The organism is Falsiroseomonas oleicola (assembly GCF_019029495.1).
GTDB classification, from domain to species: Bacteria; Pseudomonadota; Alphaproteobacteria; order Acetobacterales; family Acetobacteraceae; genus Falsiroseomonas; species Falsiroseomonas oleicola.
On sequence record NZ_JAERQM010000001.1, the window covers coordinates 136,591 to 162,154 of the forward strand.

The 25,564-nt window shown below is 69.7% G+C and carries 25 protein-coding genes; 14 read left to right on the top strand and 11 right to left on the bottom strand.

The window, feature by feature from the left end:
- Positions 1–2: 2 nt before the first annotated feature.
- Together JJQ90_RS27415 and JJQ90_RS00650 are read right to left on the bottom strand one after the other, a co-directional pair.
- A complete protein-coding gene (locus JJQ90_RS27415) occupies positions 3–902 on the bottom strand; it encodes a DMT family transporter (RefSeq protein ID WP_216872546.1) in 900 nt (299 codons plus the stop codon).
- Positions 903–972: 70 nt separating this feature from the next.
- Positions 973–1,491, bottom strand: coding sequence for a cysteine dioxygenase family protein (locus JJQ90_RS00650; RefSeq protein WP_216872547.1), 519 nt, complete (start codon positions 1,489–1,491; stop codon positions 973–975).
- Positions 1,492–1,674: 183 nt separating this feature from the next.
- On the opposite strand from JJQ90_RS00650, the gene JJQ90_RS00655 reads away from it, so the two are divergent.
- Together JJQ90_RS00655 and JJQ90_RS00660 are read left to right on the top strand one after the other, a co-directional pair.
- Positions 1,675–2,628: a Bug family tripartite tricarboxylate transporter substrate binding protein gene (locus JJQ90_RS00655; protein ID WP_216872548.1), complete on the top strand. Its 954-nt coding sequence runs from the start codon at positions 1,675–1,677 to the stop codon at positions 2,626–2,628.
- Positions 2,625–3,347 (top strand): carboxymuconolactone decarboxylase family protein, encoded by a 723-nt coding sequence (locus tag JJQ90_RS00660; RefSeq protein WP_216872549.1) that lies wholly within the window; start codon positions 2,625–2,627, stop codon positions 3,345–3,347. The genes JJQ90_RS00655 and JJQ90_RS00660 overlap by 4 nt, the downstream gene beginning before the upstream one ends.
- A gap of 1 nt (position 3,348) precedes the next feature.
- On the opposite strand, the gene leuB is transcribed toward JJQ90_RS00660, so the two are convergent.
- A complete protein-coding gene (gene leuB, locus JJQ90_RS00665) occupies positions 3,349–4,461 on the bottom strand; it encodes a 3-isopropylmalate dehydrogenase (protein ID WP_216872550.1) in 1,113 nt (370 codons plus the stop codon).
- A 124-nt stretch (positions 4,462–4,585) separates the two neighbouring features.
- Between leuB and JJQ90_RS00670 the strand changes: the two genes are divergently transcribed.
- The 4 genes from JJQ90_RS00670 to JJQ90_RS00685 all read left to right on the top strand — a co-directional run bounded on the left by JJQ90_RS00670 (position 4,586) and on the right by JJQ90_RS00685 (position 8,451).
- Positions 4,586–5,413 (top strand): sulfotransferase family protein, encoded by an 828-nt coding sequence (locus tag JJQ90_RS00670; RefSeq protein ID WP_216872551.1) that lies wholly within the window; start codon positions 4,586–4,588, stop codon positions 5,411–5,413.
- A gap of 106 nt (positions 5,414–5,519) precedes the next feature.
- On the top strand, positions 5,520–6,560 hold the full coding sequence (dctP, locus tag JJQ90_RS00675; protein ID WP_216872552.1) for a TRAP transporter substrate-binding protein DctP: 1,041 nt from the start codon (positions 5,520–5,522) through the stop codon (positions 6,558–6,560).
- A 53-nt stretch (positions 6,561–6,613) separates the two neighbouring features.
- Positions 6,614–7,150 carry a TRAP transporter small permease gene (locus tag JJQ90_RS00680; RefSeq protein ID WP_216872553.1) on the top strand — a complete coding sequence of 179 codons (537 nt, stop codon included), beginning with the start codon at positions 6,614–6,616 and terminating at the stop codon, positions 7,148–7,150.
- Between the two features lie 5 nt (positions 7,151–7,155).
- Positions 7,156–8,451, top strand: coding sequence for a TRAP transporter large permease (locus JJQ90_RS00685; protein ID WP_216872554.1), 1,296 nt, complete (start codon positions 7,156–7,158; stop codon positions 8,449–8,451).
- A 266-nt stretch (positions 8,452–8,717) separates the two neighbouring features.
- Here the strand turns inward: JJQ90_RS00685 and JJQ90_RS00690 are convergent, their stop codons facing one another.
- Positions 8,718–10,136: a M20 family metallopeptidase gene (locus JJQ90_RS00690; protein ID WP_216872555.1), complete on the bottom strand. Its 1,419-nt coding sequence runs from the start codon at positions 10,134–10,136 to the stop codon at positions 8,718–8,720.
- A gap of 116 nt (positions 10,137–10,252) precedes the next feature.
- Here JJQ90_RS00690 and JJQ90_RS00695 point away from each other — a divergent pair, with 116 nt between their 5' ends.
- The gene (locus JJQ90_RS00695) at positions 10,253–10,600 is read left to right on the top strand and encodes an HPF/RaiA family ribosome-associated protein (RefSeq protein WP_216872556.1); all 348 of its coding nucleotides are present in this window, start codon (positions 10,253–10,255) and stop codon (positions 10,598–10,600) included.
- Between the two features lie 41 nt (positions 10,601–10,641).
- On the opposite strand, the gene JJQ90_RS00700 is transcribed toward JJQ90_RS00695, so the two are convergent.
- Positions 10,642–12,126, bottom strand: a complete 1,485-nt coding sequence (locus JJQ90_RS00700; protein ID WP_216872557.1) for a sulfatase-like hydrolase/transferase — start codon at positions 12,124–12,126, stop codon at positions 10,642–10,644.
- A gap of 407 nt (positions 12,127–12,533) precedes the next feature.
- Here JJQ90_RS00700 and JJQ90_RS00705 point away from each other — a divergent pair, with 407 nt between their 5' ends.
- The 6 genes from JJQ90_RS00705 (at position 12,534) to JJQ90_RS00730 (ending at position 17,823) form a co-directional block, all read left to right on the top strand.
- Positions 12,534–13,496 carry an SPFH domain-containing protein gene (locus JJQ90_RS00705; RefSeq protein WP_216872558.1) on the top strand — a complete coding sequence of 321 codons (963 nt, stop codon included), beginning with the start codon at positions 12,534–12,536 and terminating at the stop codon, positions 13,494–13,496.
- Positions 13,481–13,924: an NfeD family protein gene (locus JJQ90_RS00710; protein ID WP_216872559.1), complete on the top strand. Its 444-nt coding sequence runs from the start codon at positions 13,481–13,483 to the stop codon at positions 13,922–13,924. The genes JJQ90_RS00705 and JJQ90_RS00710 overlap by 16 nt, the downstream gene beginning before the upstream one ends.
- Complete coding sequence (locus tag JJQ90_RS00715; protein WP_216872560.1) at positions 13,905–14,636, top strand: MlaA family lipoprotein; 732 nt, start codon at positions 13,905–13,907, stop codon at positions 14,634–14,636. Before JJQ90_RS00710 ends, JJQ90_RS00715 begins: the two co-directional genes overlap by 20 nt.
- 170 nt (positions 14,637–14,806) lie before the next feature.
- Positions 14,807–15,796 carry a tripartite tricarboxylate transporter substrate binding protein gene (locus JJQ90_RS00720; RefSeq protein WP_216872561.1) on the top strand — a complete coding sequence of 330 codons (990 nt, stop codon included), beginning with the start codon at positions 14,807–14,809 and terminating at the stop codon, positions 15,794–15,796.
- 58 nt (positions 15,797–15,854) lie between these two features.
- Positions 15,855–16,319 (top strand): tripartite tricarboxylate transporter TctB family protein, encoded by a 465-nt coding sequence (locus JJQ90_RS00725; RefSeq protein WP_216872562.1) that lies wholly within the window; start codon positions 15,855–15,857, stop codon positions 16,317–16,319.
- Positions 16,320–16,329: 10 nt separating this feature from the next.
- Positions 16,330–17,823 carry a tripartite tricarboxylate transporter permease gene (locus JJQ90_RS00730; protein WP_230410289.1) on the top strand — a complete coding sequence of 498 codons (1,494 nt, stop codon included), beginning with the start codon at positions 16,330–16,332 and terminating at the stop codon, positions 17,821–17,823.
- A gap of 9 nt (positions 17,824–17,832) precedes the next feature.
- On the opposite strand, the gene JJQ90_RS00735 is transcribed toward JJQ90_RS00730, so the two are convergent.
- Positions 17,833–18,792 (bottom strand): tripartite tricarboxylate transporter substrate binding protein, encoded by a 960-nt coding sequence (locus tag JJQ90_RS00735; RefSeq protein ID WP_216872563.1) that lies wholly within the window; start codon positions 18,790–18,792, stop codon positions 17,833–17,835.
- An 86-nt stretch (positions 18,793–18,878) separates the two neighbouring features.
- Here JJQ90_RS00735 and JJQ90_RS00740 point away from each other — a divergent pair, with 86 nt between their 5' ends.
- Positions 18,879–19,322, top strand: a complete 444-nt coding sequence (locus JJQ90_RS00740) for a MaoC/PaaZ C-terminal domain-containing protein (RefSeq protein WP_216872564.1) — start codon at positions 18,879–18,881, stop codon at positions 19,320–19,322.
- Positions 19,323–19,596: 274 nt separating this feature from the next.
- Here JJQ90_RS00740 and fusA read toward each other — a convergent pair whose 3' ends face one another.
- The 5 genes from fusA to JJQ90_RS00765 all read right to left on the bottom strand — a co-directional run bounded on the left by fusA (position 19,597) and on the right by JJQ90_RS00765 (position 25,557).
- On the bottom strand, positions 19,597–21,678 hold the full coding sequence (gene fusA / locus JJQ90_RS00745; protein ID WP_216872565.1) for an elongation factor G: 2,082 nt from the start codon (positions 21,676–21,678) through the stop codon (positions 19,597–19,599).
- 167 nt (positions 21,679–21,845) lie between these two features.
- Entirely contained in the window at positions 21,846–22,790 is a 945-nt protein-coding gene (locus JJQ90_RS00750) for a glycosyltransferase family 2 protein (RefSeq protein ID WP_216872566.1), read from the bottom strand.
- 129 nt (positions 22,791–22,919) lie between these two features.
- Positions 22,920–23,591, bottom strand: a complete 672-nt coding sequence (locus JJQ90_RS00755; protein ID WP_216872567.1) for a lipid-binding SYLF domain-containing protein — start codon at positions 23,589–23,591, stop codon at positions 22,920–22,922.
- Positions 23,592–23,676: 85 nt separating this feature from the next.
- Positions 23,677–24,312 carry a histidine phosphatase family protein gene (locus JJQ90_RS00760; protein ID WP_216872568.1) on the bottom strand — a complete coding sequence of 212 codons (636 nt, stop codon included), beginning with the start codon at positions 24,310–24,312 and terminating at the stop codon, positions 23,677–23,679.
- A gap of 87 nt (positions 24,313–24,399) precedes the next feature.
- Positions 24,400–25,557, bottom strand: coding sequence for an EAL domain-containing protein (locus JJQ90_RS00765; protein ID WP_216872569.1), 1,158 nt, complete (start codon positions 25,555–25,557; stop codon positions 24,400–24,402).
- Positions 25,558–25,564 lie beyond the last annotated feature (7 nt).

A 25,564-nucleotide genomic window follows, 5' to 3' on the forward strand; every position in this document is an offset into this window, starting at 1 on the left:
GGCTAAGCCTGCACCCGGCGGCCGGTGAACAGGACGGCGACCAGCATGGCGGAAACCGCCAGCACCACGCCGGCCAGCTTGGCGACGCCCAAGGGCTCATCCAGGATCAGCACGGACATCAGCACGGCCGCCACCGGCACCATGGTGGTCAGGCAGGCGGTGCGCGTCGCGCCCATCAACTCCCCCGCCCGGGCATAGAGCGTGGTGGCGATGGCAGAGGACAGCACCCCCTGGGCGAAGCCCTGCAACAGGCTGGATTCCCAGGGCATATGCGGCACCGCGCCACCGCCCAGCAACAGCCAGGGCGGCAGCAGCACCAGGGCCGATAGGATGCACATGGCGGCATTGCCGGCGAGCGCCGGAATCCGCCAGCGCCGCAGCAGCACTGTGAAGGCGCCCCAGACCGTGCCGGCGCCCATCAGGATGATATCGCCGCGCCAGGCACCGGGATGGCTGCCGCCGATGCCGTCATAGCCGATCAGCAGGACGCCACAGGCGATGAAGCCAAGGGCGATGGCCCGGCCGCGCGTCGGGCGTTCGCCCAGCAGCGGCACGGCCAGCACCGCGCCCATGACGGCGGCGGTGATGGGGGCGACGGTGCCGCCATGGCTGGCCGGCGCATGCACCAGGCCCCAGCCGAACAGCAGCGCATTGGCCGCGCCGCCCGTGGCCACCAGCCCCATCAGCTTCGGCAGCCCGATCTCCGCCAACACCCGCCGCGCCCGCCAGGCAAAGGGCAGCAGCACCAGAGCGGCGAAGCTGTAGCGCAGCACGGCGAGGTCGAGCGGCGAATAGCCGGCCACGGCGCCGCTGCGCGCCACCACCGCCTGGCCGCCCCAGGTCAGCGCCGCGGCGACGCCGAAGATGAGACCGATGAGGACATTGCGGCCGGGCCCGGTCACGCCGGCAGGATCATGTGATGCACGCGGCGGACCCTACGCCGCCCCGTCGCCCCTTCCCAGGGGGCGCGCCTCAGGCCGCGTGGATCTCGTTCACGTCCTGGCCGAAGCGGTCGAAGGCGACACCGTAGCAATGGATGGAAATGGCGGTGCGGCAGGACAGGTTGGCCAGGCGATGGATCAGCGCCGGATCGGCCGGGCCATGGCTGCCCTCCCCGCGCATCAGCAGCTTCGTCGCGGCCGGCACCGGCAGGTCGCCCTCGTCCTGGGAATAATAGGTCTCGGTCAGCGCGCCGTGATGCACGGCGAAGGCGCACCACGTGCGATGGGCATGCACCGGGGACATCTGGCCGGGCCGCCAGACCAGCGCCACCACGGCATAGCCGCCGGCGGGGTCGCTGTGCAGCAGGTGGCGCACATAGCGATCCGGGCAACAGGGGCAGTCCAGACCCTCCAGCAGCGCGGGATCGGCGGCGAAGGCCTGGATCGCGGCGGCCACGGCACCCGGCCGATCATGCTCCGGAAGCCGGGCGGCCGCGTCGATGCCGGCGAGCATGGTGTCACGGGGCGGCAGGCTGCGGACGAAGGTCATCGGCGTGGGATTTCCTGTTCGAACGCGAAGATAGACCCGTAATTTTTCCCTGCGCAACTCAAAAAGAGAGTGTCCTTCCACATCCACCCCCATACGCGTCATCTTCATCCTGCCACCCAAAGCCCTCTGGTCGATCGCCCGCCGAAGGCTATGCTGTGGGATACAAGTTACGGAGCTTCCGCCATGCGTCGCCGCACCCTTCTCGCCGCCGCCGCCCTTCCCCTTCTCGCCACGCCGGCCCTGGCGCAGACCGCGCGCCGTCCGCTGCGGCTTGTGGTCCCCTTCCCCGCCGGCGGCACCGCCGACCTTCTGGGCCGCCTCGCGGCGCGGGAGATCGAGGCCGCGCTGGGCAGCCCGGTGGTCGTGGAGAACCGGGCCGGCGCCGGCGGGGCCATCGGCTCCGATTCCGTGGCGCGCGGCCCGGCGGATGGCAGCACCATCCTGCTGTCCAATATCGCGTCCCAGGCCATCGGCCCGGCGGTGAACCGCACGGTGCCCTACAATCCGGTGACGGATTTCCGCCATATCGCGCTGGTCGCGGCGGTGCCCTCCGCCATCGCTGTCGCCGCCGACGGGCCGATCCGCACCATGGCGGACCTGGTCGCGCGGGCGAAGGCGCAGGCGGGCGGGGTGCGCTTCGGCTCCACCGGCATCGGCACCTCCAGCCATGTGAAGCTGGAACTGCTGAACCGTGCCGCCGGGGTGGACATCACCCATGTGCCCTATCGCGGCAGCGCGCCGGCCACCACCGATGTCATCGGCGGGCAGGTGGAGGGGCTGATCGCCGCCGTGCCGGATATCGGCAACAATGACCGCCTGCGCCTGCTGGCCATCACTTTGCCTGATCGCGCCGCCCGCTGGCCGAATGTGCCGACGGTGGTGGAGGCCGGATTCCCGTCGCTGGTCGCCACCAACTGGTTCGGCCTGTCCGGCCATGCCGGCATGCCGGCCGAGGCCGCCGCCGAGATCAACCGCGCCGTGGTCGCCGGGCTGAACACCCCCGCCATGATCGACCGCCTGGCCCAGCTCGGCGCACCGCCGAACCGGATGAGCCCGGCCGAGTACAGCGAGATGGTCGCGAGCGAGGTCACCCGCTGGGCTGACATCGCCCGCAGCGCGAATATCCGCGTCGAATGAGCGGCGCGGAGACGACGGCGGAGCTGGAAGCCCGCCTGGCCGAGGTGAAGGCCAAGCGCGGCTACCTGCTGCCGCATCACGGGCTGATGGCGCTGGCTTTTCCCAAATTGCTCGCCGGCTACGACGCGGCCTACACCGCGCTCGCGCTTGACGATCGGGTGCTGAGCCACCACGACCGGGAATTCGTCTGGATGGCGGTGCTCGCCGCCACCGACGAGGCACTGGCGACGCATCACATCGCCAAGTTCCGCGCCGCCGGCGGCACCGACGCCATGATCGGGGCCGCCTTTGCTTCGGCCGCCTTCGCCATCGGCGCGGAGGCCTTCGACTTCGCCGCGCGCGACTGGGGCCGCCAGCTTGTCCCCTTCGACCCGCAGGCGAGCTACCTGGCGACGCTGCGCATCGTGGCGCCGGCCGCCCCGATCCGGCTGGTGCATCTGGCGGGCCTCGCCGTGCAGGTCTGTCGTGCCCGCTGGCGGCCCTTCGGCTGGCACCTGCGGGCGGCCTACGACGATGCGGTGGAGGAGGAGGCGATGGCGGAGGCGATCAGCTTGGCGATGTTCCCCGGCAGCGTGCCGCGCTTCGTCGAGGCCTGTGGCCATTGGCGCGGCCTGATCGCCGACGGCACTCTGCCCGCCAGCCCGCGCTTCCGGGCCTGGGCAGCGCTGACCGGCCAGGGCGGGCATGACGAGGCGGCGGGGCTGGCCCCGCCGGGCTGAACTAGAGCCGCGCCAGCACCGCATCGCCCATCGCCGCCGTGCCCAGCACCGCCTCGCCGGGCAAGGCGATGTCGGCGGTGCGGGCGCCGTCCTCCAGCGCGGCGGTCACCGCCCGCTCCAACTCCGCCGCCGCCGCCTCGGACCCCGCCGACCAGCGCAGGAGCTGGGCTGCGGAAAGGATGGCGGCGAGCGGATTGGCGATGCCCTTCCCCGCGATATCCGGCGCCGAGCCATGCACCGGCTCATACAGCGCCCGCCGTCGCCCATCCGGGCGCGGGGCGGACAGGCTGGCGCTGGGCAGCAGGCCGAGGCTGCCGGCCAGCCCGGCGGCGGCATCGGACAGCAGGTCGCCGAACAGGTTGTCGGTCAGGATCACGTCGAAGCGCTTCGGGTCGCGGTTCAGCATCAGTGCACAGGTATCGGCCAGCATGTGGTCCAGCCGCACGTCGCGGAATTCGTCCTGGTGCAGCGCCGTCACCACCTGCCGCCACAGCGCGCCAGCCTCCATCACATTGGCCTTGTCGACGCTGGTCAGCACGCCGCGCCGGCCGCGCGCCAAGGCGAAGGCGAAGCGGGCGGCGCGGATGATCTGGTCCTCGTCATAGATGTGCGTGTTGACGCCGCGCCGCCGGCCATCGGCATCGCGTTCGATACCGCGCGGCTGCCCGTAATAGACGCCACCCGACAGTTCCCGCACGAAGCACAGATCCACTCCCGCCAGGGTGCGCGGCTTGAACGGGGAGACCTCGTCCAGCGCCCGCTCGGTCCGCACCGGACGCAGATTGGCGAAGAGGCCCAGCCGCTTGCGCAACGACAGCAGGCTGCCCCGGGCGCGTTCCTCGGCCGGCATGCCGGTGCGGTCCAGGCTGTCCACCGCGCCGAACAGCACGGCATCGGCGCGGTCCACCGCGGCATGGGTCTCGGGCGGCATCAGATGGCCCGTGGCCCGCCAGGTGGCGTTGCCATAGGGCAGTTCCTCGATCCGCATCGCCAGGTCGTGCTTCGCCTGCATGTGGCGCAGCACCCGCAAGGCCTGGGCGGTCACCTCCGGCCCGATGCCGTCCCCGCCCAGGACCAGGACGTTCAGCGGCGGGTTGGCGGCGGATGCGGTCATGAATGCGGGCTCCGGTGACATGGCGGGCGCGCATGGCGCAGATGCGGGGCGCATCCGTCAAGCCGGCCGAACGCGATCCGCCGCTTTGCGGGGTTGGTGGGAAGCATGCGAGGATGCCAGTCCGATGCAGGACGCCGATCCCCAGCCCCGACCCGCCGTGCTGGTGCTGGGTATGCACCGTTCCGGCACCTCCGCCCTCACCCGCGTCCTGTCGCTGCACGGGTTGGCCCTGCCGGCGCGGCTGGTGGGGGCAAGGTCGGACAATCCGCGCGGCTTCTGGGAATCGGCCGAAGTGGCCGCGCTGAACGACCGCATCCTGGCCGCCATGGGCAGCAGCTATGGCGACCCGCGCCCGCTGCCGCGCGGCCTGCTGCCGCCCGAGCGCCTGGAAGGCTTCATCACCGAGGCCGCGGAGCTGCTCGGCGCCGAATTCCCCGGCGAGGCGCCCTTCGTGCTGAAGGACCCGCGCATCTGCCGCCTGCTCGGCATCTGGCTGCCCGCCCTGGTGCGCTTCGGCACCGCACCCCTGGCCCTGATCCCGGTGCGCAACCCGCTGGAGGTCGCCCGCTCCCTCGAACGGCGGGAGGCGATGCCGAAGCGGCGCGCCCTGCTGCTATGGCTGTCGCATGTGCTGGCGGCGGAGCGCGACAGCCGCGCCTTGCCCCGCGCCGTGGCGCATTACGACGACCTGCTGCGCGACTGGCGCGGCTACCTGGCCCGACTCGGCGCGCCGGTGCGGCCGGAGGCGACGCCCGCCACCGACGCCTTCCTCACCCCCGCGCTGCGCCACCATGAGGCGACGACGGACATGCTGCTGCGGGATGCGGAGGTGCCAGCACAGGTGAAGCGCCTTTACGCCGAACTGCGCCGGGCCCCGGGCGAATCCGGGCTGGAGCCGGAGCCCTTCGCCACCGCCGCCGCCTGGCTCGAGGCGCAGCGGGATTTTGGCTGAGGCCTCGCTGTAGGCCGCCCCTTGCGGAAAGGCCGCGCCAGCCCCCATTCTGCGCCCGGAAAAAGAGGCCGGCCGTCCAAGGCGCGGCGGAATGGGAGGGGTTCGCATGACCAATCTGATCACCCGGCGCATCGCGCTGGCCGCCGCTGCCGGCGCGCTCGCGGCACCGCATGTCGCCCGGGCGCAGGGGCGCTACAAATCCGAATACAAGCTCTCGGTCGTCGGCAACCGCACCATCCCGCTGGCCGATGGCGCCTTCCGCTGGGCGGAGCTGGTCACCGAACGCTCGGGCGGGCGGATCAATGTGAAGGTCTATCCGGGCAGCCAGTTGGTCGGCGGCGACCAGACTCGCGAACTGGTGGCGATGCGCCAGGGGGTGATCGACTTCGCGGTCTTCTCCACCATCAACATCTCGCCCCAGATCCGCGAGATGAACCTGTTCTCCCTGCCCTTCCTGCTGCAGGACAGCCGCGGCTTCGACGCCATCATCAAGGGGCCGATCGGGGCGGAGCTGTTCCGCACCCTGGAATCGCGCGACGTGCAGCCGGTGGCCTGGGGCGAGAACGGCTTCCGCGAGATTTCCAACAGCCGTCGCGCCATCCGCACGCCGGAAGACCTGCGCGGCATGAAAATCCGCTTCGCGGCCGGCGCCATCTTCTCCGAGATCTTCACCGCCCTCGGCGCCAATCCGGTGCAGATGTCCTTCGCCGACCTCCAGCCGGCGCTGTCCACCGGCGCGGTGGACGGGCAGGAGAATCCGGTGAACCTGTTCCTCGGCTTCCGCATGGACACGCTGGCGCAGCGCCACCTGACCATCTGGAACTACGTCGCCGATGCCGGGATCTTCCTGCTGACCAAGCAGGTGCTGAACAGCTTCTCCGCCGAGGACCAGGCGCTGGTCCGCGCCTGCGCGCAGGAAGCGGCGCAGGAGCAGATCACGGCCAGCCGCAAGGGGCTGGGCGCCGGCGGCGACCGCAGCTCGCTCGATGAACTGGCGCGGCGCAACGTGACGGTCACCATCCTGTCGGATGCGGAAAAGCAGGCCTTCGCCCGCGCCACCCGCCCGGTCTACGACAAATATGCCCAGACCGTGGGCGCCGACCTGGTGCGCCGCACCGAAGCCGCGGTGACTGCCGCGCGCGCCTGAATTTTTGGGGCGCGCGGGGCGAGCCCCCGCGCGCCGCCTGCGGGACATCTCCCATGACCGAGCACGCCGACATCCAGGCCCCCGGCCTGCAACTGGGGGAAGCCCCGCCGCGCATCCCGGTGACGATCGAGGGCGCGATCGGCGCCACCATCATGGGGGTGCTGGCGCTCATCACCTTCGCCAATGTGGTGGTGCGCTACTTCACCAACGTCTCCTTCGCCTTCACCGAGGAATATTCGGTGGCGCTGATGGTGGTGATGGCCTTCGTCGGCGCCGCCGCCGCCTTCGGCAATGACCGCCATATCCGCATGACCTTCTTCACCGAGCGCCTGCCGCTGCGCGCGGCCCGGCTGGTGGAGCAGCTCGTGCTGCTCGCCTGCCTGTTCATCTTCGGCTGCATTGCCTGGTACGGCGCCTGGTACACCTGGGACGAATACCGCTTCGAGGTGCTCTCCCCCGGCCTCGGCGTACCCTCCTGGTACTACACCGTCTGGATGCCGCTGCTGTCGGCCGTGATCTGCCTGCGCATCCTGGGCCGCATGGTCCGCGTGCTGCGCGCGGCGCGCGCCCTGCCATCCAGCCGGGCCTGACGGCCATGGTGCTCGAAGGCTCCCTCATCCTGCTCGGCACCTTCTTCCTGCTGCTGTTCCTCGGCGTGCCGGTCGGCGTCTCGCTGGGCCTGGCCGGCTTCCTGGTGATCGCCATCGAGGGGCTGGGCATCATGGCCCTGCCCACCAACATCTGGACGGGCATCGCCAAATACCCGCTGCTGGCCCTGCCGATGTTCGTCCTGGCCGGCATGGTCTTCGAACGCGCGGGCGTCGCCGCGCGCCTCGTCATCTTCGCCCAGGCACTGGTCGGGCCACGACGGGGAGCCCTGGCCATCGTCGCCGTGCTGGTCTGCCTGGTCCTCGGCGGCATCAGCGGTTCGGGTGCGGCGGATTCGGCGGCCGTGGCCGCGGTGATGCTGCCGGCGATGCTGAAGGAAGGCTATCCGCGCGCCTATTCCGCCAGCCTGATCGCCGCCGCCGGGTCCACCGCCGTGCTGATCCCGCCCTCCATCCCCTTCATCGTCTATGCCGTGCTGGTGCCGGGCGTGTCCGTGCCCGCGCTGTTCCTCGGCGGCGTCATCCCCGGGCTGCTGGCGGGCATCGCCCTGCTGGTCCCGGCGATCCTGCTGGCCCGCATCCATGGCTTCGGCCTGCCCGACATCACCCAGGCCAGGCCACCCCTCTGGGCCTCCTTCAAGGATGCGATCTGGGGGCTGCTGGCGCCGATCATCATCCTAGGCGGGCTGCGCTCCGGCGCCTTCACCCCGACCGAGGCCGCCGTCGTCGCGGTATTCTACGGCCTGTTCGTCGGGCTGTTCATCTACCGCGTGCTGCGCTGGGCCGATGTCTATGCGACGCTCCGCGACAGCGCCGAAATCAGCGCGGTGGTGCTGATGATCGTGGCGCTGGCCAGTATCTTCGCCCATGCCGGCAGCACCGTCGGCGCCTTCGACGCCCTGGCCCAGACCCTGGTCGGCATCACCGCCAACGAAACCGTCATGCTGCTGATGATCACCGCGCTGGTGCTGGTCGCCGGCATGCTGATCGACGCGATCTCGATCTTCCTGGTCTTCCTGCCCATCCTGCTGCCCATCGCCCGCAGTTTCGGCTGGGACCTGACCTGGTTCGGCATCCTGCTGACCATGAACGTGGCCATCGGCGCCTTCACACCCCCCATGGCGGTGAACCTGATGGTGACCTGCAAAGTCGCCGGCACCTCCATGGAATCCACCATCCCCTGGGTGATCTGGTTCGTCCTGGCGATGCTGAGCGCCCTGCTCCTGGTCGCCTTCATCCCCGACCTCGCCCTGTTCCTGCCCCGCCTGATGGGAGACCTGTAGGGCTGGCTGGCTTTCGCGGGTGGCTCGCAGGGAGGGCGCTGCCCTCCCCGCACCCCTCCCGCGAAGGGGCAGTGGCCCCTTCGAACCCAGGGATGAGGGGTAGGTGGAAGGAGGGGCGTGGAGGACGTTCAGGGCTAGGCGGTCGCGCCGTGCCCCTCCTTCCACCTACCCCTTAACGGGATTCCAAAGGGACCACTGTCCCTTTGGCAGGGGGTGCAGGGGGACGGCGTCCCCCTGCCGGGCAAACCCCCGAAAAGCAGCCCGTCCTACAGGCTCATATCCAGGGCCGGCTTGGCGTCGGCCGGGAGGGGGCTTTCGTAGGGCTTGCCGCCGGTGCGCTTGGCGTGGTCGGCCTTGGCTTCGGCGATGAGCGTCGGGTTTTGCAGGGCGTCGATGGCGGTGCCGGCCATGACCTTGGCGACGTGGATCATGCCCTTATGGGCCGCCGGCAGCTTGCCCTGGCCGGTGAGCTGCCAGGAGTGGAAGGGCGTGCCGATGGCGCAGGTGGCGCCGCGGGCCTGCACGGTCGGCACTTTCCAGGAGACGTCGCCGACGTCGGTGGAGCCGATCATCGGCACGCCCTTGGCGTTCTCCGGCACGACCTGCTCGCAGAGCACCTCGCCGGGGCGGGGTTCGACGCCGACGCGGCGCCAGGCGGAGAGGATGTCCTCCTCCGACAGGGTGGCCTGGAATTCGGCGGCCTTGGCGCGGTCGGCGTCGTCCCATTCGGGCGCGCCGATGCGGGCCAGGTTGGCGTGCATCGCCTTCTCCAGCGCCGTGTTGCCGAGCAGGTTGGACACTGCCGAGACGACGCGGGTGGAGACGGTGCATTCCGTCATCAGAGCGGCGCCATCGGCGATCTTGCGCACGCGGGTCACCAGGGCGTTCAGCTCGGTCACGTTGCGGGCGCGGATCAGGTAGCGGACCTTGGCGGTGGACTGCACGACGTTCGGCGCGATGCCGCCGGCGTCCAGATAAGCGTAGTGGATGCGGGCGTCGGAGGGCATGTGCTCCCGCATGTAGTTCACGCCGACATTCATCAGTTCGACGGCGTCGAGCGCGGAGCGCCCGAGGTGCGGCGCGGCTGCAGCGTGGCTGGCGCGGCCAATGAAGGAGAAGTCGATGCGGGTATTGGCGAGGGAGATCGCGTCGTCGACGCCGGCGAAGCTGGCCGGATGCCAGGTGATGGCGATGTCCACATCGTCGAAGGCGCCGTCGCGCACCATGAAGCCCTTGGCGGCGCCACCTTCCTCGGCCGGGCAGCCGTAGTAGCGCACGCGGCCCGGCAGGCCGTTGGCCTTCAGCCAGTCCTTCACCGCGGCGGCGGCCATCAGGCTGGCGGAGCCGAGCAGGTTGTGGCCGCAGCCATGGCCGCGGGTTTCGCCCGGAACCGGGCGGGGCTCGGTCACGCCGGCTTCCTGGGACAAGCCCGGCAGGGCGTCGTATTCGCCGAGGATGGCGATCACGGGACCGCCCTCACCCGCCTCGCCCATCACCGCGGTGGGGATGCCGGCGACGTCGGTGGTGACCTTGAAACCTTCCGCTTCCAGCATCGCCTTGTGCTCGGCGGCGGAGCGGTGCTCGTCGTAGCAGAGTTCCGGCATCCCCCAGATCTTGTCGGCGAGTTCCACATAGGGCTCGCGGCGCTGGTCGACGAGTTGCCAGATCTGTTCCGAATTCTGCATAGCGGGGCTCCCTTGCCTATGACGGCTTTATGGCGCGGATCGACCAACCGGGCCAGCGCCGGGTCAACTTCTGGCCGCCTGGGGCGTTGGTTGGGAAGGCTTTGAAGGGCGACAACATGCAGATCCAGGTGAACACGCCGGACGGCGCCGGCGGCGAGGACCTCACCGCCCGCGTGGAACAGGCCGTGGTCGAGGCGGTGGCCAGGTTCAGCGAGCAGATCACGCGGATCGAGGTGCATCTCTCCGACGCAAATGCCGAGAAGGGCGGGGAGGATAAGCGCTGCATGATCGAGGCGCGGCCGACCGGCAGGGCGCCGGTCGCCATCACCCATCAGGCCGCGACGGTGCCGATGGCGCTGCGCGGTGGGCTGAACAAGTTGACCCGCAAGCTGGACAGCGTGCTCGCCGCCCGCACCGATCACAAGGGCGCGGCCTCGGTGCGGGACAACGATCCGGGACAATGAGGTGAGCCGCGCCGGTTGACCCCAGCCAGCCTGGGCGCGGGTCAACTCCAGGCTGGCGTCACCCCAGGCGGCGGGGAATAGGGCAGGTCACCACGGGCGAGCACCGCCTCCCGCCCTCCATTCGCCGCCAGGATCGCCGCCTGCCGGGCCTTGACCGCCGCATCGATATCAGCCGGGTCGCCGCCCAGACGCTGGCGCAGGCTGATCTCCATGCGGGCGATCAGCAGCGCATTGGCGGGGTCGGTGGCCAGGTCCACCAGTTCTTCCGGATCGGCCGCCAGGTCGAAGAGCTGCGGCGGATAGCTGGCATAGCGCACGTACTTATAGGGGCCGTCCCGCAGCATGAAGGCGGCCTCCCGCGACCCGCTGGCGTGATAGGCGGACAGCGCCACGCGATCCGGCGCCGCGCCGAGCGCGATCTGGAACAGCGATGTCGCATGCGGCGGCGGCGCCTCCGCGCAGCCCACCGCCTCCAGCGCCGTGGCGCCGATATCGGTCAGGCAGACCGGGATGGCGGAGATGCGGCCGGCGGGCACGCCGTCCCCCGCCAGGATCATCGGCACGCCAACCGCCTCCTCATACATCACGCTTTTGCCCCAGAGGCCGCGCGCGCCGACGTTGTCGCCGTGGTCGGAGGTGTAGAGCACGCGGGTCGAGGCCCCGAGCCCGGCGCCTTCCAGCGCGCCCAGGATCTTCCCCACCTGCTCATCCATGAAGGAGACCAGCCCGTAATAGCCGGCCATCATCCGCTGCACCGTGGCCTGGTCCCGAACGCTGGCATCGTAGGGGATGGTGCTGGCGTAGTCCTGGAGGAAGGGGTGGGTCGGGCGCTGGTCCCGGGCATAGAGCTTGGGCATCCCCACCACTTCCGGCGGGTAGCGGTAGAAATGCTCGGGCGGCGCGGTCAGCGGGAAATGCGGCGTGACCAGCGACACGAACAGCACCCAGGGCTTGCCGGGCGCGGCTTTCGCCCTCTCCCGCAGCCAGATCTGCGCGGCGGCGGCGATGTCGCGGTCGTAGCGGGTGTAGTCGCTCTCGCCCGGCCCGGCAGCGGCGGACATCTTGGCGGCGCCCTTGCGGGCCGGTGCCGTCTCGTCGCGGATCAGCGCCAGCAGGTCGCCCTTGCCGTCCACCACATGCATGGCGAGCTTCTCCTCGGAGAAGCCATGGTCGTCGCCCGGCTGGCCGCGAAAATGCAGCTTGCCGATGGAGACCACCTCATGCCCCGCATCGCGCAGCGCGTGGTGCCAGGACCGGATGCCGCCGTCATAGGGGTCCGCATTGTCGGCATAACGGCCCATCTCGTGCAGCGCCTGGCCGGTGGCCAGCGCGGCGCGGGCCGGCACGCAGATGGGGGAAGGCGTATAGGCCGCGGCGAAGCGGGTGCCGGTGGCGGCCAGCCGGTCGAGGTTGGGCGTATGGACGAAGGGATGCCCGGCGCAGCCCAGCGCGCGGGGCGCATGTTCATCGGACAGGATGATGAGCAGGTTCTGCGGGGTAAATGGCGCGGCAGGCTCGTTAAGCATCTGGCAATCTTCTCCCGTTGCGTTCATATTGCGCGCGATGCGGCAGGGGGAAAATCCCCCTGGCCCCCGCGCCAACACGGCGCCTCCCCCAAAGACCGCGCCAGGATGGCGCCCGGAACCATGCCAACAGGGCGTGCGAAGACCCCGCGCCAAGAAGGGCGCCGAAATGCCCGCGCCAGGACGGCGCCGAACCCGCGCCAAGAAGGCGCCGAGACGATTGCGCCAACACGGCGCCGAAACCTTCATGCCAGAACGGCGTTCCGGGCGGTGCGCCAAAAGGGCGCCCGCATCATGCGCCAGGACGGCGCCCGCATCGCCCCGGGGCCAGGACGGCCGACGGGACTTCATGCCAGGATGGCGCCCCAATCCCGCGCCAGACTGGCGCCCCGTCGCCAAAGGGCCTTGAGATGCCGGAGCTTTCGCTGACCTCCATCGTGCTGATCGCACTGCTGCTGCTGGCGGTGCTGACCGTGGCGCAGGGCATCCGGACCGTGCCGCAGGGCCAGGTCTGGACGGTGGAGCGCTTCGGCGCCTTCACGCGCCTGCTCTCCCCGGGCCTCAATATCATCATCCCCTTCGTCGACCGCGTCGGCCACAAGCTGAATGTGCAGGAGGTGGTGCTGGATATCCCGGAACAGTCGGTCATCACCAAGGACAATGCCACGGTCGCGGTGGATGGCATCGTCTATTACCGCGTCATGGACCCGGCCAAGGCGGCCTATGCAGTGCAGGACCTGACCCAGGCCCTGGTCGCCATGGCGATGACCAATATCCGCGCCGTGATCGGCGAGATGGACCTGGACCAGACCCTGTCCTCCCGCGACCGCATCAACACTTCCCTTCTCACCATCCTGGATGGCGCGACCGACCCCTGGGGGGCCAAGGTCAGCCGGGTGGAAATCCGCAAGATCGAGCCGCCGGAAACGCTGATCCGCGCCATGAACCTGCAGATGACGGCGGAGCGGGAGCGCCGCGCCAGCGTCGCCAAGGCGGAAGGTGAGAAGCAGGCGCTGGTGCTTCAGGCGGAGGGCCGCCGCGACGCCGCGATGCGCGACGCCGAGGCGCGGGAAGCGCTGGCCCAGGCGGAAGCCAATGCGACGAAGATGGTGGCGGAAGCCGCCGCCGGCGCGGGCGCCGATGCGCTGCGCTACTTCATCGCCGAAAAATACGTGAAGGCCTTCGAGGCAATGGCCGCCAACCCCTCCTCCCGCCTCGTCGTCGTGCCGATGGAAAGCGCGGCGCTGGCGGGCGGCATCACCCAGGCCATGGAATTGCTGCGTGGTACGGCGCCCCTTCCGCCACCCGCCGCACCGGGTGGCGGCAGCGTTCCGGGCGGCATGGCCGGGGGGCGTCCGTGGAACCGGGCCTGATCTGGATCCTGATCGGCCTCGTGGCGCTGGGCGCGGAACTGCTTTTGCCGGGTGTCTACATCCTCTGGGCCGGGCTGGCCGCCGTGGGCACCGGGCTTCTGATCCTCGCCATGGGTGATCTCGGCTTCGGGCTGGATGTGGCGGCATTCCTGGCGCTGTTGGCCCTTGGCATCGCTACCTCGCTGCTGCTGCGACGCTTTCGCAGGCCGGCGGCGGAGGTAAACGTGCCGGAATCCGGGCTGGCCGGCCGCATCGCCACCCTGGTCCGGGGGAGCGACGGGACGCTGCGTGTGCGCCTGGGTGACAGCGAATGGCCGGCGCGCCTGCCGCCCGGCATCCTGGCACCCCCGATCGGCGCTTCCGTGCGTGTGGTGGCTGTGGAGGGGGTGGTGTTGGTGGTGCGTCCCGATGGCGGTCGAGTTGGCTGAGATGATGATGTCCTCGATCCGCCGCGCCCTGTTGCTGGGCGCCCTGCTGCTGCCCTGCCCCGCCTTGGCCGCGCCCGACCCGCTGGAGGGCTGGAACAGGCAGGTCCACGGGTTCAACCGCCTCGCCCAGGACTGGGTGCTGAACCCGATCACGACGGCCTATGTCACCCACACCCCGGCATCGCTACGCCAGGGCATCGCCAATGCCTTCGCCAATCTGCGGGAGCCGCTGACCGCGCTGACCGGCCTGGCGGCGGGTGATCTCGACCTCGCCTGGCATGCCACCGCGCGCTTCGGCATCAATTCCAGCCTGGGCTGGGGCGGGATTCGGGATGCCGCGGCGGAACGGGGCTGGACGCGCCGCGCGGCGATGCCGGCGGATGCGCTCTGCGCCTGGGGCGTGCCAAGCGGACCCTATGTGGTGCTGCCGATCCTCGGCCCCTCCACCCTGCGTGACGCCGGTGCGCTGCTGGCCAGCAGCACGGGCCTCGCCCATGTGCTGGGCCCGCAGGTTTTCCTGCCCTGGCGCGGTGGTGACCTGCTTGTGGAATACAGCGCCATCGCGCCGGAGATCGGCCGGGTGGAGGCCAGCGCGCTCGACCCCTATGCGGTCTATCGCAGTGCCTATCTCCAGCGCCGCGCCGCGGCCTGCGCGCCCGACCGCGCCGCCATCGCGGCGGCCGAGGCGGCGGAGCTGGCAGAGGCGGATTGACCAACGCACGCCACGGTCGATGGGGCGATCCCGCGGCACGGCCGTTGGCGTTGGGAGCGTATAATGCAGGCCGCCGCGCACCTCCTGGCTTGAAGCCATCGCGCAACCCGGCATAGCCTCCCTCCAAGCCCCCGGGAGCAACCTGGGGGCAGAGGAGGAGAGACGATCCCATGAGCCTGCTGTCCCGCCGTTCCCTTTTGGCCGCCAGCGGCGCCGCGCTGGCCACCCCGCTGGCCGCGCCCGCACTTGGCCAGGCCAACTGGCCCTCGCGCCCGATCCAGCTTCTTGTCCCCTGGGGCGCCGGCGGCGGCACGGATGCCACCGCGCGAATCGTCGGCAGCCTGCTGGAACGGGACCTCGGCCAGCCGGTGAATGTGGTGAACCGCACGGGCGGCTCGGGCGTCGTCGGCCATTCCGCCATCGCGACCGCGCAGCCGGATGGATACACCATCGGCATGATCACGGTGGAAATCACCATGATGCACTGGCAGGGGCTGACCCAGCTCAACCCCGGCTCCTACACCCCGCTCGCGCTGATGAATTCCGATCCGCCCGGCGTGCAGGTGAAGGCCGATTCGCCCTACCAGGACATCAAGGCGCTGGCGGACGCCATCAAGGCGCGGCCGGCCGGCACCTTCAAGGCGAGCGGCACCGGCCAGGGCGGCATCTGGCACCTAGCCCTTGTCGGCTGGCTTCAGGCCATGGGGCTGAAGGGCGACCATGTGCGCTGGGTGCCTTCCAACGGCGCGGCGCCGGCGATGCAGGAACTGGCGGCGGGCGGTGTCGACATCGTCACCTGCTCGGTGCCGGAGGCGCGCGCCATGCTCGATGCCGGCCGGGCCAAGTCGCTGGCGATCATGGCGCCGGCGCGCAACCCGATGTTCGCCCAGGTGCCCACGCTGAACGAGACGCTGGGCATCAACTACTCGGTCGGCGCCTGGCGCGGCATCGCGGCCCCCAGGAACCTGCCGGCGCCGATCGCCCAGCGCTTCGGCACCGCGCTGAAGAAGGTCTATGACAGCGCCGAGTTCAAGGACTTCATGACCCAGCGTGGCTTCGGCACCGTCTGGCAGGACGCGAACGGCTTCGCCAGCTTCATGGCCGAGGGCGATCGCGCCATGGGCGAGGCGATGCGCGGCGCGGGCCTGGCGCGCGGCTGATCCCCCGGGGGGCGGCGCCGCCGCCCCTTCTGCTTCGCGGCGTCCGGAAGGGCTGGCCATGCGTATGAACGATGCCCTTCTGGGCGCGATCCTGCTGGGATTCGCGGGGTGGGTCTGGTGGCTCACCAGCTTCTTCCCCGCCTTCCCTGGCCAGGATTATGGGCCGAACCTGTTCCCGCGCATCCTCGCCGCGGGAATCGGCCTGTGCGCGCTGGTGCTGCTGATGCGCGGTCTGCGGAACCGGGCGCCGCTGCTGACGGTGGAGGGCTGGGTGGTGGAGCCCGCCCGGCTGACCTCCTTCCTGCTGATCCCTGGCGCCGCGCTGGCCTATATCCTGGTCTCGGAGCCGCTCGGCTTCATCCCCACCGCCTTCCTGCTGCTGCTCGGCCTGTCGCTGTGGTTCCGCGCCAGGCCGGCGGTGGCACTGCCTGTCTCCGCGGGGATGACGCTGCTGGTGCATTGGTTCTTTGCCGGGCTGATGCGCGTGCCGCTGCCGCGCGGCATCCTCGACAGCGTATTGTGAGGACCGGCTGATGGACGCGCTGATGCAGGCCTTCGGGCTGGTCTTCGACCCCTTTGTGCTGGCCGTCATCGGCCTGTCCGCCATTTTCGGCATGTTCGTCGGCGCCATGCCGGGGCTGACCGCCACCATGGCCACGGCGCTGCTGGTGCCGGTCACCTTCTTCATGCCGCCGGTGCCGGCACTCGGTGCCATCGTCACCGCGACCACCATGGCGATCTTCGCCGGCGACATCCCCGGCGCCATGCTGCGCATGCCGGGCACACCGGCTTCCGCGGCCTATGCGGATGAATCCTACGCCATGACGCAGAAGGGGCAGTTGAACCTCTGCATGGGCGTGAACCTTGTGTTCTCGGTGGGCGGCGGACTGATTGGCGTGGCGGTTCTTATCGCCTTCGCGCCGATGCTGGCGGAAGTCGCCATCAACTTCTCATCCTATGAGTATTTCTGGCTGGCCTGCCTCGGCCTGACCTGCGCCGTCTTCATGTCCAACGCCGACCCGGTGAAGGGCTTTCTGTCGCTGTTCTTCGGGCTGCTGCTGGCGACCGTGGGCATCGACCCGGCGGCCGGCTTCCCGCGCTTCACCTTCGACGACGTGAACCTGATGGGCGGCGTCAACTTCATCGCCACCATGATCGGCATGTTCGCGGTGAGCGAGTTGATGCGCGGCGCAGTGACGGTGGATGCGACGACCAAGGTGGTCGCCCAGGCTGTGGGCAATCTGTTTCGTGGGATTGGCGGCGTGTTCCGGCGCTACTGGCTGAACTTCCTGCGCGGCAGCTTCATTGGCACCGCCATCGGCGCCCTTCCCGGCGCCGGCGCCGATATCGCCGCCTGGATCAGCTACGCCGTCTCCAAGCGATTCTCGAAGCAGCCGGAGAAGTTCGGCACGGGGGAGGTGGAGGGTATTGTCGATGCGACCTCCGCCAACAATTCGGCCCTCGGCAGCGCCTGGATTCCGGCCCTGGTCTTCGGCATTCCGGGTGATTCGATCACGGCGATCGTCATCGGTGTGCTCTACATGAAGGGCATGAATCCCGGGCCCACGGTGTTCCAGGAGAACCCGCAGCTCATCTATTCCGTGTTCCTGATCTTCATCCTGGCCAACCTCATCATGCTGCCTCTGGGCTGGGTCGCGATCAAATCCGCGCGGCAGATCCTGCGCGTGCCGCGCAACCTGCTGTTGCCGGTGATCCTGCTGTTCTGCCTGGTCGGCAGCTTCGCCATGACCAACAGCCTGTATGGCGTGGTGCTGATGCTGTGCATGGGCATCCTCGGCTGGATCATGGAGGAGCACGGCATCCCCATCGCGCCGCTGATCCTGGGCCTGGTGCTGGGGGAACTGCTGGAACAGACCTTCGTGCAATCCATGATAAAGGCCGATGGCGACTACCTGGATTTCTTCAGCCGCCCGATCGCCGGTGTGCTCGGCGTTGTCACCCTGACGATCTGGCTGGTGATGCTGGCGCGCGGTTTCCGACGGGGGCCGGTGGCAGCCCCCGCCTGACACCCGCCGTCAGTCGATCCGCGCCCCGCTGACACGCACCGCCTCGCCCCATTTCTGCGCCTCTGCGCGCAGGAAGGTGGCGAAGCGGTCGGGGCCCATGCCGATGGCGATGCTGCCATCCGCTGTCGTGCGTGCCCGGAAGGCCGGGTCCTCCAGCGCCTGACGCACCGCGGCATCGACCCGGGTGATCGCATCCACCGGCGTGCCAGTTGGCGCCATCAGCGCGAACCAGGAGGTGAGGTCAAAGCCCGGCAGGGTCTCCGCCATGGTCGGCACTTGCGGCAGCGCGTGGTTGCGCGCGGCGGAGGTCACGGCCAGGCCCTTCAGCTTCCCGGCCTTCACCAGCTCCGTCGCCGTGGCAAGCGTCGGGAAGCCGAACTGCACCTGGCCGGACATGACATTGTTGACGATGTCGGGCGCGCCCCGGAAGGGCACATGCACCGCCTGCACCTGGGCGCTGGCCTTGAACATCTCCGCCGCCAGATGGGCGCCGGAGCCATTGCCGCCGGAGGCGTAGTTCTGGTCCGGTCGCGCCTTCAGGCCCTCGATCAGCGCGGCCGTGCTGACGGGGCCGTTGGACGGCACGATCAGCAGATGCGGCATGGCGAAGGCGACATTCACCGGGGCGAAATCGCGGAAGGCGTCATAGCCCAGGGTGCGGCTGGTCAGCGCCGGGTTGATGACCAGGGAGTTGGTGCCGAGCAGGAAGGTGTAGCCATCCGGCGCGGCGCGGGCGCCGGCCTCGAAGCCGATATTGCCCCCTGCCCCGCCACGGTTCTCGACCACCATCGGCTGGCCCAGGCTGGCGCCGATGCGCTCGGCGAGTTGCCTGGCAATGACATCGGGCGCGCTGCCGGGAATGAAGGGCACCAGCAGCCGCACCGTCCGCGCCGGCCAGGCGGGCTGCGCCCGCAGCGCGGGGGCGGCCAGCAGCCCGGCGCCGACCGCCAGCAAAAGGCGACGTTGCATGCGTTCCCTCCATTTCGTTGCTTGGGAGGAAGGCTAGGCGACGCCGCCGGCTGGCCGCAAGCGAAGCGCGTGGATAGGCTGAAGAAATGACACCGCTCAGCTCCCTCGACGACCTCCGCCCCGGCCAGGAATTTGACCTGGGCACCTTCAGCCTGCCGCGCGCGGAGGTGCTGGCCTTCGCCAGCCGCTACGACCCGCAGTATTTCCACCTGGATGAGGCTGCGGCGAAGGATTCGCTGTTTGGCGGGCTGGTGGCCAGCGGCTTGCACACGCTCTCTGCCACCGTCGGCCAGTTGGTGCGCAGCGGGCTGATCTCGAACATCAACCTGGCCGGCAGCGACATGACCATCGCCTGGCCCGCACCCCTGGCGCCGGAGGAGGAGGTGCGCTTCCTGCTGCGGGTGGAGGAGGTCCGCCCCTCCCGCAGCAAGCCGGAGATGGGAATCGCCAAGCTGCGCTACCGGGTCAGCAAGGTGGCCGACGACACGCTGGTGCTGGACGTGCTGTGTACGCATTTCATGAGGCGCTGACCAACGCCACTGCGACGGACCTGCGCCCACCGCTGGCGGACGGGCGGCCGGATGGCCGCCGCCGCTTATGGGTCATGCCGAAGGCATGTCACGGCACTGCCGTGACGCCAAGGAAATCGGAGGTTTCCGCGTCACGGCGCAGGCGTGCCTCCGGCACGACCGACTGAGGGTGGCCCGGAGCGGTCACACGGAGGGGCCGTTGGCATGAGCCCGAATCACAAGCGGCGCGGAGGTTGCCCTCCGCGCCGCTTGCCGCCCGCCGATCCTGGAAGGATCAGGCAGACTTCTTCATGATTTCCTCGGCAACGTTGCGCGGCACCGGGTCGTAGTGGTGGAACTGCATCGAGAAGCTGGCGCGGCCCTTGGTCATGCCGCGCAGGTTCGAGATGTAGCCGAACATTTCCTTCAGCGGCACATGCGCCCGCACGATGACCGAGGTGCCGGCCATGTCCTGGGACTGGATGACGCCACGGCGGCGGTTCAGGTCGCCGACGACGTCGCCGACATGGTCGGACGGCGTGGTGACTTCCACGTCCATGATCGGCTCCAGGATCACCGGGCCGGCCTTCTTCATGCCTTCGCGGAAGCAGGCCTTGGCGGCGATTTCGAAGGCCAGGGCCGACGAGTCGACGTCGTGGTACTTGCCGTCCACCAGGGTGTACTTGAAGTCCACCGTCGGGAAGCCAGCCAGCACGCCGGTATCGGCCTGCACCTTGATGCCCTTTTCCACCGCCGGGATGTATTCGCGCGGCACCGAGCCACCGGTCGTGCCGTTGACGAACTCGACGCCCTCGGTGCGCTCCTTCGGCTCGAAGACGATCTTGACTTCGGCGTACTGGCCCGAGCCACCCGACTGCTTCTTGTGGGTGTAGGTCTCGGTGTGGCTCTTCGTGATCGTCTCACGATAGGCCACCTGCGGCGCGCCGATATGCGCATCCACGCCGTATTCGCGCATCAGGCGGTCGACGATGATCTCAAGGTGCAGCTCGCCCATGCCGGACAGGATGGTCTGGCCGGTCTCCTGGTCCGTGCGCAGGCGCAGGCTGGGGTCCTCGCCCGCCAGCTTCTGCAGGCCGAGCGTCATCTTCTCGACGCCCTCCTTGGTCTTCGGCTCGACGGAGATGTCGATGACCGGCACCGGGAAGGCCATGCGCTCCAGGATCACCGGGTCGTCGTTAGACGCCAGCGTGTCACCCGTGCCCGTGTCCTTCAACCCGACGAAGGCCGCGATGTCGCCGGCGAAGACTTCCTTGATTTCCTCGCGCTTGTCGGCGTGCATCTGGAACATGCGGCCGATGCGCTCGCGGCTGTTCTTCGTGGTGTTCTGCACCATGTCGCCCTGGCGCAGCGTGCCGCGATAGACGCGCACGAAGGTCAGGTTGCCGTACTTGTCGTTGATGATCTTGAAGGCGAGGCCGGCGAAGGGCGCGTCCGGATCGGCCGGGATCGAGCGGCGGTCCTGCGTCTCGTCCATGCCCTCGTCCGGCGCGACCTTGATGCCGGGCACGTCGATCGGGCTCGGCAGGTAGTCCAGCACGGCATCGAGCAGCGGCTGCACGCCCTTGTTCTTGAAGGCGGTGCCGCACAGCACCGGGCGGAACTCGCCGCTGATCGTGCCCTTCTTGATGCACTTCTTCAGCGTCTCCACGGAGACGTCGCCGTCCGCGAAGTATTCCTCCATCGCCGTCTCGTCGATGCCGACGGCGGTGTCGACCAGCTTCTGGCGGTACTCGGCGGCCTTTTCCTTCAGGTCGTCCGGAATATCCTGGTACTCGTACTGCGCGCCGAGCTCGTCACCCTTCCAGATGATGGCCTTCATCTCGACCAGGTCGACGACGCCGATGAAGGTGTCCTCGATGCCGATCGGCAGCTGCAGGGTGACCCAGTTGATGCCCAGCTTCTCGGTCAGCGTGTCCGCGGCGCGATAGAAATCGGCGCCCGTGCGGTCCAGCTTGTTGATGAAGATGATGCGCGGGACGTTGTAGCGGTCGGCCAGGCGCCAGTTCGTCTCGGACTGCGGCTGCACGCCGGCCACGCCCTCGATGATGAAGATGGCGCCGTCGAGCACGCGCAGCGACCGGTTGACCTCGATGTTGAAGTCGATGTGGCCGGGGGTGTCGATGACGTTGATGCGGTGATCCTTCCAGATCGCCGTCACGGCGGCGGAGGTGATGGTGATCCCCCGCTCGCGCTCCTGCGCCATGTAGTCCGTCGTGGTGTTGCCGTCATGGACCTCACCGATGCGGTGGGACTTGCCGGTGTAGTACAGGATCCGCTCGGTCGTGGTCGTCTTACCGGCATCGATATGCGCGGTGATGCCGATATTGCGGATCAGGGCCAGTTCAGTGCGCGCCACGATGGGTCTCCATAGGCGAAAGCGGGTCAGCCCGCGGGCTTACGCCCGTTGCCGCCCGCGCAATGATGTCGAATATAGCTTCTCGGGCCGGGACATGCCCTCTCCGGCCGGCTTTTGCAAGCGCTGGCGCTCGCAGGACAGGGTTGCGAGCCCATTTGGCGCCGGCGTCAGGGAATTCGCTGCGCCACGCTCCGGATGCCGAGAAGGTCCCAGGCCGCCGCGCGCGCCATGGTCCGGCTCGGCTGCTGGGCGAAGGCGGAAAGCCGCAGCCGCGCCGCCTGCACGCGGCGCCCAGCCAGGGCCGCGCCATCCGCCTCCACCGCCAATTGGCTGGTCCGGCACAGGCGCAGCGCCGCCTCGTCCAACAGGCAGACGGCCTGGGCATAGGCCTCGGCGACCCGCTGGTTCGCCGCGCGCCGCGCCGCGCCCTCCGCCCCCTCAGGGTCCAGGGCGCGGACCATGCGGTCCGCCAGGGGGCGCGGCAGGCATCCCACCGGGGCGCAGGCGGCCAGATGCAGCCAGAGGTCCCAGTCCTCGGCCCGCTGGAGCTGTTCGTTGAAGCCGCCGACCGCCCGCAGCAGCGCCGTGCACGCCATGACGGTGGAGGTCGCGACCAGCGGCTCGGCATAGATCGCCGCCTGCGCTTCCCGGTCCAGGATGAAGGCCTCCCGGCACATCGCGTGGCGTGCCGCGAACTGGGCGCACTGGCCGAAGCCGGTGGTCAGCTCCGTGCCGTCTTCGGCGAAGCGGCGATGGTCGGTGAAGGAGAAGCCGATCTCCGGATACAGCCGGTGCAACTCCATCTGCCGGGCGATCTTGCCGCGACGCCAGCGGTCATCGGCATCGAGGAAGGCGATCAGCGGCGACCGCGCAACCGCCAACCCGGCATTGCGGGCCGCGGCCGGACCCGCACCGGGGGTGGAGATGGCCCGGATCCGTGGATCGGCGGTGGCACTGCCGCGCAGATAGGCGGCGGTTCCATCCTCCGACCCATCATCGACCACCACGATCTCGAGCCAGGGCCGTGCGCCGAGGGAGGCGATGGCGCCAGGCAGCCAGCGCAGTGCGTTGCGGGCAGGAATGACGACGGTGAGCCTGGGCTGGGGGTGCACGGGCGGCCTCTTGTTCTGCAACGCCGGCCCCGAAGTGGAACCCGGCATGCAGCGCCCTGCAGGAAGCATTCCGGCAATCCGCGTCGCAAATTGCGACTCAATGGCCAGAAGCCCTCCGTGCCCGACCCTTCAGCGCGCGCCGTAACGCAACAACATCGCCCGCAGCGGATCGGAGCCGGGGTTATGCGCCTCCATCGCCACCACGATCTGCCGGGCGGAATAGCCGCGCCCGTAATAGGCCGTGGCCGAATTCGGCCGGTAGGACATGACGGAGCCGGACAGGCTGATGCCCGCGAAAAGCCCGCGGGACTTGGCCACCGCCACGATATCGGCCCCGGCAGCTGCCGTGGTGCTGCCCTGGATGCCGCCGCCAATGGTGGCGAGCGCCAGGGAGGCATCCGCGCCCACCTTGAACTGGCTGTCCATCACCGCCTGCAATCCGCGATCGGTCATGATCATCATCGCGACCATCGCATCCTGCACGCCGACCTGCAGGCCGAAGCTGCCCGAGCCCATGCCGTAGAAGGCCGGCGAGGACCAGGACCCGGCGCCATCCCGCCCGACCAGCACGCAGGACCCACCCTCGCCGCCGAAGATGAAGCCGGCGCGGAACACCCTGGGGCACACCATCACCGCCCGCGCGCGCTGAAGGAAGCCCACCGCGTCCCCCGCGGTATCGCCACTGGTCATCAGCTCCTGCACCGCGAGCGTGGCGCGATCGACCAGCGCCTGCTCCTCCTGCTGCGCCGCAACCGGCAGCGCCCAGAGGAGTCCGATGGCGAGCATCATTCCACGGAACATGAAAAGCCCCCCACAACCCTATGTCCGGGCTCAATCTACATGAGGGAGACTCGGGTGTCCAAGGTTGCGCGGCCCGGTGGGGGGTTCAGGCCGGACCCGGCAGGGTGAAGGGTTCCTCATTCACCGCCGCCACCCGCCAATCGGCGCCATGCCGCTCCAGCCGGGTCAGGGACAGGTTCTTGACCGAGAAGATCAGGGCCTGGTGCGGCGTCAGCCCCATCGCCTGGGCAATGGCGGCGCGGATCGAGCCGCCATGCGCCACGATCACGATGTCGCGCCCCGGAGTCTCCTCCACCAGTCGTTCCAGGGTGGCGGCGACCCGTTCGACCACCTCGGCGAAGGATTCCCCGCCCGGCGGCTTCTCCTCCCCCGCATGGGGCCAGAAGGGATGCGGCGGGTGGCGGATCAGCTCCGCGAAGCGTTCATGCGACAGGCCCTGCCATTCGCCCAGATACTGCTCGGCCAGGTCCGGCTCCACCTTCAGCGGGGCCTCCGCATGGCCGGCGGCGAAGATGGCGGCGGCCGTGGCGCGGGTGCGGGACAGCGGTGTCACCACCCAGCGCGCGCCTTCGGGCAGCCGGTTGGCGAGCCAGCGATAGGCCGCCGCCTCCTGCCGCAGGGTCAGTTCGCACAGCCCCACATCCATGCTGCCATAGACAACGGCGCGGGCGGAGGGCTCGACCAGCGCGTGGCGGACGAGGAAGAGTCGGGTGATTTGCACCGCGCCGATCTATCCCAACTCCGGGAGCGGGGAAATCATCCCAAGGCGGGAATTATCGGCGCCTGGGATTGGTCGAACGCCTAGCGTTCAGCCGAAGCCGCGCCGTCGCTCCACCAGCGGTCCCTGGAAATGCCGGATGCCGACCTCCCATCCCCAGGCGATGGCGGCGGGCCGATCCACCCCGGCCAGAACCACCGTCTCCGGCCGCCGCAGCAGCGGCACGATGGAGGCCGGAACGGCAACCGGCAATTCGGGGGTCCAGCGCAGCCGCACCAGGTCGAGGCCCAGACGCTCCGGTGGGAGCAGCGCCAGGAGGTCGGCCGAGGCATCGTCCAGCGCCAGCCGGTAGCCGCTGCCCCGGATCTCGTCGCGCGCCGCGGCGAAGGCGACCGGGTCGGCCAGGATATCGGCGGGGCGGAAGGCCAGGGTGATGTCGCGCCGCCGCCCGGCCGGAAGACTGGAATCGAAACGGCGAAAGGCGGCGGAGGAGACGGTCGCCGGGGCGACCGGCAGGCCAACCTTCCGCCAGCCGAGCTGCGCGGCCGGCCGGCCGATCTCCGCCAGCATCCGCAATTCCGCCAGCCGCGCCAGGCGGCGTTGCAGAGCGGAGCAGCCGGTGACGTCGACGCCCGGCAGCACCGCCTCCGCCAGGCTGGGCCAGGCGATGCGCCGATCTTCCCAAAGCGGCTCGGCGGGCTCTCCATCCGGGTCCAGCAGGCAGACATTCTGGGCGAGCGTCACCGCCTCCAGATCCGCCTGGGCCAGGGCGCGCTCGGCCATGGCCAGGTCGAAGCTGGTGATCGGTACGGTATCGGCCGCCGGGCGCAGCTTCTCGGTGAAGGCGGCGAGGCCCAGGCTGTCCGCCGTCACGGCCAGCAGCCAGGCCGCCCCATCCGGCAGTCGCATGGCCTGGACCGCATGCGCCGATGCGGCATCCAGCGTGCCGAGCAGCGCCATGCGCGCATGTCCCAGCGCCAGCCCCGGCGGCACCGCGACGGCGACGACATCGCCATTCGGCAGGTCGAAGACCCGTGTCCGCGCCGCCGCCAGCACCGGTTCGAGCGCATCGCGCAGCAGACGCTGGTGATGTGGCTGGCGGATCTCCGGCCCCATGCCGGACAGGCGCAGGTGCAGCACCTCCCGCACCGCATTGGCGGCGACGCTTTCGCGCACCAGCGCGGCGAGTTCCGCCGCCGCGCGAACGCCGCCGGCCCGGCGGTCGCCCTCCATATCGCCGATTCTCATGCCCGGT